The following is an 11,124-nucleotide window of genomic DNA, read 5'->3' as shown; positions in this document are numbered from 1 at the left end:
CGCCGTTCTCCAGCCGGACCAGTCTCGGGTAGCTGCTGCCGCCCTGGCGGAACATCTCGCCCTTCGAGATGTCCATCGGCACCGGGTCGGTCGCCGGCGGATCGGCCCAGGCGCTCGCCTGGTACCAGCCGGCGAGCAGCAGCACCGACAGCGCGGTGGCGGCACCGGCTCGTGCTTTCTTGCCGTTCATCGCGAACCCTTCGATCGAGGAGCGGCGCAGAACATATCCGACGGTGATCACGGCGTGAACCCTGTTGGCACATTTCCACCACTCCCCTGAACGGCGGTGTCGTGCTGGTGAAAAGCACCTGTCGAGACCGTTTCGGAGAGGAAGATCACCGCGAGAACGACGACGGCCCCGCCGGAATTCGGCGGGGCCGTCAGCTCACTCCTCGGAATCCGGTGGCGGTCCGCCACGAATCGAGTACAGCGCGTTCTCGAGTTCGTCGGGTTTCACGAGCACGTCGCGCGCCTTGGATCCTTCGGACGGTCCGACGACGTTGCGCGATTCGAGCAGGTCCATCAGCCGCCCGGCCTTGGCGAACCCGACGCGCAGCTTGCGCTGCAGCATGGAGGTGGAGCCGAACTGGCTGGTGACGACGAGTTCGGTGGCCTGCAGCAGCACATCGAGGTCGTCGCCGATGTCGGAGTCGACCTCCTTCTGCTCGCCCGGCTTCGCCGCGGTGACGCCGTCGGTGTAGTCCGGTTCGGCCTGTTCCTTGGTGTAGGAGACGACGCGGTGGATCTCCTCGTCGCTGACGAAGGAGCCCTGCACGCGCTGCGGCCGCCCGGCGCCCATCGGCAGGTACAGCGCGTCGCCCATGCCGATCAGCTTCTCCGCGCCCGGCTGGTCGAGGATGACCCGCGAGTCGGTGAGCGAGGACGTCGCGAACGCGAGCCGCGAGGGCACGTTCGTCTTGATCAGGCCGGTGACGACGTCCACCGAGGGCCGCTGGGTGGCCAGCACCAGGTGGATGCCCGCGGCGCGCGCCTTCTGCGTGATCCGCACGATCGCGTCCTCCACGTCGCGCGGCGCGGTCATCATCAGGTCGGCGAGCTCGTCGACGATGGCGAGGATGTACGGGTACGGCCGGTACTCGCGTTCGCTGCCGGGCGGGGCGGTGATGTCGCCGGAGCGGACCTTCGCGTTGAAGTCGTCGATGTGGCGCACCCGGTTGGCCTGCATGTCCTGGTACCGCTGTTCCATCTCGTCCACCAGCCAGCCGAGCGCGGCCGCGGCCTTCTTCGGCTGGGTGATGATGGGCGTGATCAGGTGCGGGATGCCCTCGTAAGGGGTGAGTTCGACCATCTTCGGGTCGATGAGGATCATCCGGACTTCTTGCGGTGTGGCCCGCGCCAGCAGCGACACCAGCATCGAGTTCACGAAGCTGGACTTGCCGGAACCGGTCGAACCCGCGCACAGCAGGTGCGGCATCTTCGCCAGGTTCGCGGTGACCATGTGGCCTTCGATGTCCTTGCCGAGGCCCATCACCAGCGGGTGCTGGTCACCGGAGGCGGTGGTGGAGCGCAGCACGTCGCCGAGCCGCACCATCTCCCGGTCGCTGTTGGGCACTTCGATGCCGACGGCGGACTTGCCGGGGATGGGGGCGAGCAGCCGCACGTTGTCGGTGGCGGCGGCGTAGGCGATGTTCTTGGTCAGCGCGGTGATCTTCTCGACCTTCACGCCGGGCCCGAGCTCGACCTCGTAGCGGGTGACGGTGGGGCCGCGGACGAAGCCGGTGACCTGCGCGTCGATGTTGAACTGCTCCAGGACCGCGGTGATGGCCTCGATCATGGAGTCGTTGGCCTTGCTGCGGGTCTTGGGCGCGTCGCCGCCGGTGAGCGCGTCGAGCGGCGGCAGCTTGTAGTCGCCTTCGACGGCGCGGCTGATGGTGAGCTTGCCGCTGTCGGCGGGCGGTTCCTCGGGTGCTTCGGCGGCGGCGGGGACTTCGGCGGCCTTCTTGCCGCGCGGTTTCGTGGGCGCTTCCTCGGGCACGTCGTCGAGGGAGAGCTGCTGCATCTTCTTGGTGCCGCCCTTGCCCTTCTTGGGCGCGGTGCCGGTGTCCTCGTCCTCGACGGGCGTGGAGCTCTGGCGGCGGCGGGAGGGGCGGCGCAGCTTCACCGTCTCCGGCTCGACCTCTTCGGTGAGCGGTTCGCCGTCCTCGACGGGCCTGCCGAGGAGCTTGGTGCGCAGGGTGGCGAGCGTGGTGTCGGTGAGCAGCATCAACCCGAACAGGCCGACGAGCACCAGCACCGGCACCGCGACCCAGCCGGTGAGGCCCTGCGCGAGCGGCCCGCCCGCGAGGAAGCCGAGCACTCCCCCGGCTTCCGGCCAGACCAGCCAGTCGCCGGGCGCGCCTTCGGCGATGTGCAGCACGCCGAGCGCGCTCAGGGCGAGCAGCACGGATCCGAGCACCACGCGCGGCCGCGCCTCCGGGTTGTGGTCGGTGCTCGCGAAGAACACCGCCACCCCGGCGACGACGACCGGCAGCACCAGCACGGCGTCGCCGATGACGAAGCGCAGCCCCCAGTCGAGCCACTGCCCGACGGGTCCGCCCGCGTGCCACCAGATGCCCGCGGCGGTGATGACGGCGGCGGCGAGCGCGATGATCGCGAGCCCGGTGCGGCCGTGCGCCGGGTCGATGTCCTTGGCGCGGCTGAGCACGCCGCCGACGCGGGGCTGACCGCGCTGCGGGGTGCTCTTCTTCGCCGGGGCGCGGCGCGGCGCGTGGGTGGAGCCGCGGCCGCCACCTCCGCCGGAGGTGGTCTTGCCGCTCTTCGCACCCGTGGTGCCGCTTGAGCTTCGTCGTGAGCTCTGGGCCCGGCTCCTCGAACCTGGTTGTGACTGGTTCTTGCGCTGGGCACCGCTCGTGGTCCGGCCCGCCATGGGTCTCACGTTATCTCGACGGGGCACCTCCCGTCACAGGCGGCACAGCGGCCACACGGGCGATCTGCCTCGGATGTTCCCGTCCCGCGTTCCTTCGGTCGGTGCTTGTGCCATCCTCTGTCGTCATGGTCGCCCAGCCCGTTGGTCCCCTGGAGCCGAGCCCGCGTTCCGCGCGCGCGTCCCGGCGGTCCCGCGCCCGCTCGTTCGCGCAGGCACCGCTGCTGTGGCGGGTGCTGCTGCGGATCGACCGGGCGCTGGTCCTGCTGACGGGTCGGCTGCGGGTCACCGGGGACGTGCCGGACGAGCTGCGCGGCGGGCCGCTGCTGCTGGCGGCGAACCACATCGGCAACATCGATGCGCTGGTGCTGATGGCCGCGTGCGGGCACCGGCGGCTGGCGCTGCGGTTCCTGGCGACGGGCGGCCTGTTCGAAGCGCCGGTGCTGGGACCGATGCTGCGGCGGTGCGGGCACATCCGGGCGAACCGCGGCAAGGCGAACGCGGCGGAGGCGCTGGACGACGTGGTGCGTTCCCTGGAAGCGGACCACCGCCCGGTGCTGGTGTACCCGGAGGGCCGGTTGAGCCTGGAGCCCGGCCTGTGGCCGGAGCGCGGCAAGACGGGCGTGGCGCGGATGGCGCTGGCCTCGTCGGCGCCGGTGATCCCGGTCAGCCAGTGGGGTGCGCACGAGGCCATGTGCTACGGGATGTTGCGCGTCGAGAGCGCCCGGGACGTGCGGGTGCTGCTGTCCTCGTGGTTCGCGGCGATCCGGCGGCGCCCGGTGCTGCAGGTGCACTTCGGGAACCCGGTGGACCTGAGCGACCTGTCCGCGCACCGCCCCGGCGACGCCCGCCGCGCCCGCGACCGCATCATGCGCGCGATCACCGCGGGCCTGATCCCGCTGCGCGCGGACGAGCCGGACGTCCCGAGCCACGAGGACCCCACCCGCCCGGTCACCGACCAGCGCAGCCCCTGGCGGCCGTAGTTCGCGGCCCCCGCCGTCACGCGCCGACCGGTCGCCTGCAGAACTCGCGGGTCGAGGGCAGCACCAGCAGCACGGTGGTCGCCGCGAGAACCAGCGGCAGCCCCCAGAACCGGCCGAGCATGACGGTCGCGTTGCCGAAGCCGGTGCTCGCCAGGTTGATCACGCCCAGCACGATGAGCATGATCCGCGCCCAGCGGCACCGGTCCCCAGCATGATCGCGGGCGGGACGACCAGCGCGGCGTGCAGCAGCACCGGGATCGAGAAGACCACGACCATCGGGTGCGGATCCACGATCAACGCGATCAGGAAGAAGCCTGCGGGCACCGCCACCCCCACCAGCCGGATCACCTGTGCCGGCCACACCGGCGCGGGCGCGGACTTCCAGCGGGCGAGCATCGCTCGTCCGGGGTGTTCGGGCGCGACCGGCTCCGGCGCGGTTCCTCCTCCAGCTCGGTTCGCGAGCACGGTATTCACCGGGATCGGACCGCGGGAGCGCATTTCCACTCGGTTCCGGTCCGCGGCGCGTTCACTGGGAATGGACGTGATCGGGCTGTTTCACGGAACGGCTGGTGGAATGCGAGTCCGCTGAGCAGACTGGCTCGGTCGGCGATCCACGGCGGACGCCGGAAACGGACATCGAGGACCGAAGTGCAGAAATCAGCGACCGCGACCGCGGTGACCGGCCTGCTGGCCGCGAGCCTGCTGTGCGCACCGGCGGCTTCCGCCGCACCGAATCCCTCTTTCGAACCCGCCCCCGTTTCCTGGGGTCCGTGCGAGGACGAATCCTTGCAGGAGGCGGGCGCGGAATGCGGAATGCTCGACGTCCCGCTGGATTACGCGAATCCCGGCGGGGAGCACATCTCGCTGGCGGTGTCCCGGGTGCGGCACACCGTGCCCGAAGACCAGTACCAGGGCGTGATGTTGCTGAACCCGGGTGGTCCCGGTGGTTCCGGCCTGTACCTGGCGGGCTTGGGCGAATCGGTTCCGCACGGCGCGGGCGCGGCCTACGACTGGGTCGGTTTCGATCCGCGCGGCGTCGGGTCGAGCGTTCCGGCGCTGTCCTGCGATCCGGGCTACTTCGCGCACAACAGGCCGGACTACCTGCCGACGACACCGGAGAAGGAGCGGGCGTGGCTGACCCGCACCGACGGCTACGCGGCTGCGTGCGGGAACACCGGCGGTGAGCTGCTGGACCACATGCGCACGACGGATTCCGTCGAGGACATGGAGAGCATCCGCAAGGCGCTCGGCCAGGACCGGCTGAACTACTACGGCTTCTCTTACGGCACCTACCTGGCGCAGGTGTACGGCACGCTGCACCCGGAGCGGTTGCGCCGCGTGGTGCTGGACGGCGTGGTGAACGCGGCGGACGTCTGGTACCAGGCGAACCTGAACCAGGACGTGGCGTTCGACCGCAACATCGGCATCTTCTTCGACTGGGTGGCCCGCTACGACTCGGTGTACCACCTGGGCACCACGGGCGATCAGGTCGAGCGGCTGTTCTACGCGGAGCGCGCGAAGCTGGAGGCGCAGCCCGCGGGCGGCGAGATCGGTTCGTCGGAGTGGACGGACCTGTTCCTGGCGGCGGGCTACGGCCAGACCGGTTGGGACAAGCGGGCGAAGGCGTTCGCGGGCTGGGTGCACGACGGGGACTGGCAGCCGCTGGTGGACATCTACGACGCGGCGAACACGCCCGGCGACGACAACGGTTTCGCGGTGTACAACGCGGTGCAGTGCACGGACGTGCAGTGGCCGCGGGAGTGGGCCCGCTGGCAGGCGGACAACTGGGCGACGCACGCGAAGGCACCGTTCGAGACCTGGGCGAACGCCTGGTACAACGCGTCCTGCCGGAACTGGGCGGCGCCCGCGGGGCAGCCGGTGGACGTGGACGGCGGGCAGGTCGACGGCGCGCTGCTGATCAGCGAGGAACTGGACGCGGCGACCCCGTTCCCCGGCGCGCTGGAGGCCCGGAAGCGCTTCCCCGGCGCGAGCCTGATCAGCCTGCCGGGTGGCACGACGCATTCGGGTTCGCTGTCCGGCAACGCCTGCGTGGACGACCGGATCGCCGAGTACCTGACGACCGGTGCGCTGCCGGAGCGCAAGCCCGGCGCGGGGCCGGACGTCACCTGCGAGCCGCTGCCCCAGCCGACGCCGGAGGACGCGGCGACGGCCGGGCCGAAGCGCCCGGAGCAGCCGCGGATCCTGCAGGAAGCCCTGCACCGCTGGCGCTGATCCGGTGACCGCGTGCCCTCCGCCCGCGCCGGGCGGAGGGCACGTCCGCCTCCGGGTCAGCTCGGGTCAAGGTCGGTGCAGCCGATCTCGTCGGGCAGCAGCGGCCGGAACAGCAGCCGGAAGCCGATGCCACCGCTGCCCCACCGGGTGCTGGGATCGGCCTCCCGCGCCCAGGCGGCCGCGGTGGTCGCGTCGCCGCCGGTGAGCACGGTGCAGCGGCCGCCGGGCACGCGCGATCCGTGCACGGGTGGCGGGAACGGCCAGGGTCGTCCGCCGGGCTCGCCATCGGCGTCGAAGGCGATGACGGCCAGCCGGTCCACTGCCGGAACCGGGGTGGCGGGCCGGGTGTCGCGCAGCTCCTGCACGAACTCGACGAGTTCCGGTGGCCCGGACGGCCGGTCGGCGAACACCAGCTCGGTGCGGTGCACGGCGCCGCCGGAGCGCAGGTCGACGTGCACGCTGGTGCTGTCGGGGACCGCGGCGTCGCCGTGCCTCTCGTCCGCGGCGAGCCCGGCTTCGTGCGCGGCCCGGTACTGCGCGTCCACTTCGGCGTCCTGGAGGTGGCTCGCCACGAAGGGGTGCAGCGAGCCGACCGGGGCGCCCGGCGTGATCACGGTGCCGTCGCCGTAGAGGCTGTAGTCGGGGATGGCCCCGCGGACGGGTTGCGGTGGTTCGGCGTGGACCCGCAGCAGCAGGCCGTCCCGGTCGCGCGGTGGTACATCGACGTCGCCGCACGCGGTGGCGGCGAGCAGTCCGGCTGCCGCGAGTGCGGGCAGCGCCCTGCCGAGTCGGAACATGAGCACCCCTCGGTGTGCCGTCCGCGCGGATCTCCGGGCGGCGTCGACGAGATCCGGTGCTCCCGCGCCATGCTCGCGGGAGCGCGGCGCTCACTGTTCCGGGACCGGCCGCGAAGATCACCACTTTTCCCCGTCATGACACGAAAAGAGCAGCGCACAGGACTGTCCGGCGGATCGGTTCCGCCGCGTTCGGCCCAGTGCGCTGCTCCGTGCTCAGCGTCCGGTGCTGCCGTCGAGCTGTTCGCGGATGATGTCGGCGTGGCCGGCGTGCCGCCCCGTTTCCTCGATGAGGTGGGTGAGCGCCCAGCGGACGCTGGGCCCGGAGCGCCCCGGGAGGGGTGCGGCGAGGTCCTCGCACCCGTCGAGGACGTCGTCGGCGCGCCGCACGGTGTCCCGGTAGCGGGCGAGAACGGTGGGGACGTCGTCGCCGGGCGCGGCGTGGAACGTGGCCTGCCAGTCGTGGACACGTTCGCCGAGGAACGTCGCGGCCTCCACGTGGGTGAGGTGGTTCAGCAACCCCAGCAGGTTGGTGCCGCTGGGCACGGCCGCGGTGCGGACCTGCGGTTCGGGGGCACCGTCGACCTTCGCGGCGAGCGAAGTCCGCAGGTAGCCGAGGAATCCGCGCAGGACTTCGGCTTCACCGGCACCGGTCCGGGGTGGCGGGGTGTCGCGGGACATGCGGTCGGTCCTCCCGGTTCAGCCGTCGGCGCGGCGGATCACCAGCACGTGGTCGGTGAGTTCGGCGGTGCTGCCGTCCGGTCCGGTGGCGGTGCGCCGCGGTGAGTCGGCGCGCTCGACCGTCCAGGTCCGCGGGTCGAGGCCGATGCCGTCGGCGACCTCCTGCGGCGGCGGGTAGCGCAGGTCCGGGCTCTGGTCCCAGGACCACGGCGCGGTCGACCCGTGGTCGACGACCAGCAGCAGCCCGCCGGGGCGCAGCGCGTGCGCGGCGGCGCGCAGCACGCTCGCCCGGTCGAGGTCGAACGGGGTGTGCAGGTAGTGCGCGGAGATCAGGTCGTACTCGCCCGCCGGGAACCCGCCGCCGAGGTCGTGCCGCGCGGCGGTGAGCCGGTCGCCGAGCCCGCGGTCGTGCGCCAGCGCGGTGAGCCGGTCGGCGGCGACGGCGGAGATGTCCACGGCGGTGACCCGCCAGCCCTGCTCGGCGAGCCACAGCGCGTCGCCGCCGCCTCCGCACCCGAGGTCGAGCGCGTCGCCGGATCCCGGGCCGGGGACGGGTCCGGGTCCGGGTCCAGGGAATCCGGGTCCAGGGACGATCTCGGTGAGCCGGAGGTTCGGCTGCGGCTGCGGCTGCTCGGCCCGCGCGGCGTACACGCCGTCCCAGAACTCGTGCGCGTCGGTGCTGCTCATCGGTGCCCCTCTCATCGGTGGACGCCAGTCTCACCGCGGGAGCGCGCCCTCCGCACGATTCCTTGCCACCCCGGCAAAAACCCACCGCGAAGACCCCCGTCCCGGCCGGTGGGCTGTCGGGGAGGTCGCCGCACCGGCCGGGCGTCCCGGGGCGAGGGGTCGGAGAGGGGATCTCGCCCCGGGAGTGCGCGGGAGCGGTCAGGGCCGCTCGCTCTTCAGGGTGTCGTTGCAGTCGGGGCAGGTGGGCGCGCGGCACCAGTCGAGTTCGCAGGGCTGGGCCATCGCGAGCCGCCGCCCGCACACCGAGTCCTCGGCGGGCTGGTTCTCCCAGCGCCGGCCGCGGAACGCGTGCCGCACGAGGTCGCCGGAATCCGGGACGGGCAGCCAGAAGTGGCGTTCGGGTTGCCGCTCGTGGCTCACGCGGCGAGCCCCGGTGGTTCGTCGGCGAGCGCGATGACGGCGCCGACGCTGACGAAGACCTCGTCGGGCGGGGCGACGACGGGGACTCGGCCACCCGGACCCCCTTCGTCCACTGTGGAGGAGAACAGCGGCGTGACCGCGGTGGCGCGCCCGAGCGCCGAGCGCCGCCCGATGGCCGAGGCCCGCCGGACGACCACGCCCCCGCCGGTGGCCGAATCCCGGCCGGCCGCACTCCCGTCGAAGGACGCGCCTCCGCTGGTGGCCGCGACCGCGCTCCTGCCGGAGGACGCACCCCCGCTGCCGGCCGAGCCCTGTCGCGCCGGTGCACGCCCCGCCGGGAGTTCGGTGATCGATGCGGTTCTCCCCGGCACGGCGCGGAATCCGGCGGCGCGCAGGGTGCGCCGAGCCTTGCGGCGGGCGAGCCTCGCGCGGACGGTGCGCGAGTCGAGCGCGAGCGCCAGCCACGGCGCCGCGGCCGTGGCCCCCATCAGCACCAGCACGAGCGGGCCTTGCGTCGAGGACATCCGAACCCCCTGTCGATCAATGTTGACGCAAAACTATTTATGCAAATGCGGTTTAGCTAGTCGCCTGATCGTGTAGTTCCGCTGCGATTGCTGATCGCGGGAGACTGATCCGGCCAGTGAAGATCACGACGGAGGCGGGATGGCGACACCGACGGTGCGGCGGCTCCAGCTCGGCAACGAGCTGCGCCACGCACGGCAGAAAGCCGGATTCGAGCAGCACGAAGCCGCGAAGGAACTCGACTGCGCGGACAGCAAGATCTCCCGGCTGGAACTCGGCCAGGGCGGCATCACCAAGGGCGATCTCAAACTGCTGCTGGAGTTCTACGGCGTGGACCCGGCGGACATGCAGTGGATGTTCGAGCTCGCCCGCACCCGCAGCACCCGCGGCCGCTGGACCGGGTACCGGGCCGTGTTCCCGGAATGGTTCCGGATGTACGTGGATCTGGAGACGGACGCGGAGAGCATCCGGCACGCGCAGACCGAGATCGTGCCGGGACTCCTCCAGACCGAGAGCTACATCAGAGCGCTGCACCCGGGTTCCGTCAGGGCCGACGACGGCAGCGTGGACCGCGTGATCGAGTCACGCCAGGAACGTCAGAACCTCATGGACCGGACGGAACCACCGGTCATGCGGTTCATCCTCTCGGAGTCCTGCTTGCGCAGGAAAGTCGGGGACGACGCCGTCATGCGCGAGCAGCTCAGCCACTTGGAGAAGACCGCGCAGCGCGACGACGTGGACATTCAGGTCATGCCGTTCGACGCGGCTACCCAGACCGGCGGAATCTCGTACGACTTCACGATCCTCCAGATCCCGACCTCGGGGATCTCGTCATCCCTCGAGTTCGTATACGTCGAGTGCTTCGATGACGCTCGCTACTTGGATGACAAAGACGCGGTGGCGATGTACGACCGGTTGTGGAGTCGACTGCAAGCAGCTGCGCTCGGCCCGAAGGAGTCGCAAGATCTCATACGATCGGTGGGACAGCAGTACTCGTAGTGAACGAGGAGTCCCAGCATGACCGAGCGCGACCTCACCGGTGCCACCTGGTTCAAGAGCAGCTACAGCCCGACCCAGAACGAATGCGTCGAAGTGGCTCTGATCCCCGGCGGCGCCGGGGTCCGCGACACCAAGGACCGCGACGGCGGAACACTCACCTTCAACCACACCACCTGGTCGGCCTTCCTCGGCACGCTGAAGGACTGACCTCCCCGGGAGGCGGGACGCCTACCTCGCGAGGATGGGCGGCCCGCCTCCGATGTCAGGTCCAGCACGCCGAGCTCGCATTGAACGAGAGGCCAGCATGTCCGAGCAGAACCTCACCGGTGCCACCTGGTTCAAGAGCAGCTACAGCAAGACGCAGAACGAATGCGTCGAGGTCGCCTTAGTCCCCGACGGCGCCGGGGTCCGCGACACCAAGGACCGCGACGGCGGAACCCTCAGCTTCAACCGCACCACCTGGTCGACCTTCCTCAGCACCCTCAAGGCCTGATCCCCGGAGCCGTGGGCCGCCCCTTCCTCGTGCGGGTGGACGGCCCGCCCCACCACCGCAGTTTCGACCCGCCGAGCTCGTGCAGAACGAGAGGCCACCATGAACGACCGCGACCTGACCGGCGCCACCTGGTTCACGAGCAGCTATAGCAATTCGCAGAACGAATGTGTTGAAGTGACCTTAGCTCCCGGCGGCGCCGGGGTCCGCGACACCAAGGACCGCAACGGCGGAACCCTCACCTTCAACCGCACCACCTGGTCGGCCTTCCTCAACACCCTCAAGGCCTGACCGCTCCGGAAAGACCTGCGGGCCGTCCCACCACCCACACGGCGGGACGGCCCGCTTCCCCACCCCGAACTGCTCCGATCAGACGGTGAGTAGTTTCCCTCTCTCCACCTTCTCGCCCGTTCGGTACCGTCCCGCCGGACG

General features: G+C 71.2%; 14 protein-coding genes and 1 pseudogene. 6 read left to right on the top strand and 9 right to left on the bottom strand.

The genetic code is table 11. The features are described 5' to 3' along the window. Together ABZ805_RS18340 and ABZ805_RS18335 are read right to left on the bottom strand one after the other, a co-directional pair. Positions 1–241, bottom strand: a pseudogene (locus ABZ805_RS18340) (hypothetical protein); the annotation flags it as partial. A gap of 144 nt (positions 242–385) precedes the next feature. Continuing rightward, positions 386–2,887, bottom strand: a complete 2,502-nt coding sequence (locus tag ABZ805_RS18335) for a DNA translocase FtsK (protein WP_358441384.1) — start codon at positions 2,885–2,887, stop codon at positions 386–388. 236 nt (positions 2,888–3,123) lie between these two features. Between ABZ805_RS18335 and ABZ805_RS18330 the strand changes: the two genes are divergently transcribed. After that, the gene (locus tag ABZ805_RS18330) at positions 3,124–3,867 is read left to right on the top strand and encodes a lysophospholipid acyltransferase family protein (protein WP_358441393.1); all 744 of its coding nucleotides are present in this window, start codon (positions 3,124–3,126) and stop codon (positions 3,865–3,867) included. Positions 3,868–3,883: 16 nt separating this feature from the next. Here the strand turns inward: ABZ805_RS18330 and ABZ805_RS18325 are convergent, their stop codons facing one another. Beyond that, on the bottom strand, positions 3,884–4,048 hold the full coding sequence (locus ABZ805_RS18325; RefSeq protein ID WP_358441381.1) for a hypothetical protein: 165 nt from the start codon (positions 4,046–4,048) through the stop codon (positions 3,884–3,886). After that, complete coding sequence (locus tag ABZ805_RS18320) at positions 4,027–4,263, bottom strand: hypothetical protein (protein WP_358441379.1); 237 nt, start codon at positions 4,261–4,263, stop codon at positions 4,027–4,029. The genes ABZ805_RS18325 and ABZ805_RS18320 overlap by 22 nt, the downstream gene beginning before the upstream one ends. Positions 4,264–4,515: 252 nt before the next feature. Between ABZ805_RS18320 and ABZ805_RS18315 the strand changes: the two genes are divergently transcribed. Beyond that, positions 4,516–6,099: an alpha/beta hydrolase gene (locus ABZ805_RS18315; RefSeq protein ID WP_358441376.1), complete on the top strand. Its 1,584-nt coding sequence runs from the start codon at positions 4,516–4,518 to the stop codon at positions 6,097–6,099. A 56-nt stretch (positions 6,100–6,155) separates the two neighbouring features. Here the strand turns inward: ABZ805_RS18315 and ABZ805_RS18310 are convergent, their stop codons facing one another. From ABZ805_RS18310 to ABZ805_RS18290, 5 genes are all read right to left on the bottom strand, one after another. Next, positions 6,156–6,896 (bottom strand): hypothetical protein, encoded by a 741-nt coding sequence (locus ABZ805_RS18310; RefSeq protein ID WP_358441373.1) that lies wholly within the window; start codon positions 6,894–6,896, stop codon positions 6,156–6,158. 213 nt (positions 6,897–7,109) lie between these two features. Further along, on the bottom strand, positions 7,110–7,574 hold the full coding sequence (locus tag ABZ805_RS18305) for a DinB family protein (protein WP_358441370.1): 465 nt from the start codon (positions 7,572–7,574) through the stop codon (positions 7,110–7,112). 18 nt (positions 7,575–7,592) lie between these two features. After that, on the bottom strand, positions 7,593–8,261 hold the full coding sequence (locus tag ABZ805_RS18300; protein ID WP_358441367.1) for a methyltransferase domain-containing protein: 669 nt from the start codon (positions 8,259–8,261) through the stop codon (positions 7,593–7,595). A 198-nt stretch (positions 8,262–8,459) separates the two neighbouring features. Next, positions 8,460–8,681: a hypothetical protein gene (locus ABZ805_RS18295; RefSeq protein WP_358441365.1), complete on the bottom strand. Its 222-nt coding sequence runs from the start codon at positions 8,679–8,681 to the stop codon at positions 8,460–8,462. Then, the gene (locus tag ABZ805_RS18290) at positions 8,678–9,205 is read right to left on the bottom strand and encodes a hypothetical protein (protein ID WP_358441362.1); all 528 of its coding nucleotides are present in this window, start codon (positions 9,203–9,205) and stop codon (positions 8,678–8,680) included. Before ABZ805_RS18290 ends, ABZ805_RS18295 begins: the two co-directional genes overlap by 4 nt. A gap of 139 nt (positions 9,206–9,344) precedes the next feature. Here ABZ805_RS18290 and ABZ805_RS18285 point away from each other — a divergent pair, with 139 nt between their 5' ends. From ABZ805_RS18285 to ABZ805_RS18270, 4 genes are all read left to right on the top strand, one after another. Then, positions 9,345–10,202, top strand: a complete 858-nt coding sequence (locus ABZ805_RS18285; RefSeq protein ID WP_358441360.1) for a helix-turn-helix transcriptional regulator — start codon at positions 9,345–9,347, stop codon at positions 10,200–10,202. An 18-nt stretch (positions 10,203–10,220) separates the two neighbouring features. Continuing rightward, positions 10,221–10,409, top strand: a complete 189-nt coding sequence (locus ABZ805_RS18280; RefSeq protein ID WP_358441357.1) for a DUF397 domain-containing protein — start codon at positions 10,221–10,223, stop codon at positions 10,407–10,409. A 97-nt stretch (positions 10,410–10,506) separates the two neighbouring features. Beyond that, positions 10,507–10,695: a DUF397 domain-containing protein gene (locus tag ABZ805_RS18275; RefSeq protein ID WP_358441354.1), complete on the top strand. Its 189-nt coding sequence runs from the start codon at positions 10,507–10,509 to the stop codon at positions 10,693–10,695. A gap of 99 nt (positions 10,696–10,794) precedes the next feature. Then, positions 10,795–10,983 (top strand): DUF397 domain-containing protein, encoded by a 189-nt coding sequence (locus ABZ805_RS18270; RefSeq protein ID WP_358441351.1) that lies wholly within the window; start codon positions 10,795–10,797, stop codon positions 10,981–10,983. Positions 10,984–11,124: the final 141 nt, after the last annotated feature.

This window comes from Saccharopolyspora sp. NPDC047091 (assembly GCF_040643635.1).
In the GTDB taxonomy this organism is placed as follows: Bacteria; Actinomycetota; Actinomycetes; order Mycobacteriales; family Pseudonocardiaceae; genus Saccharopolyspora_C.
Note: the sequence above shows the minus strand (reverse complement) of the source record. Positions and strands in the feature narration are given on the sequence as shown.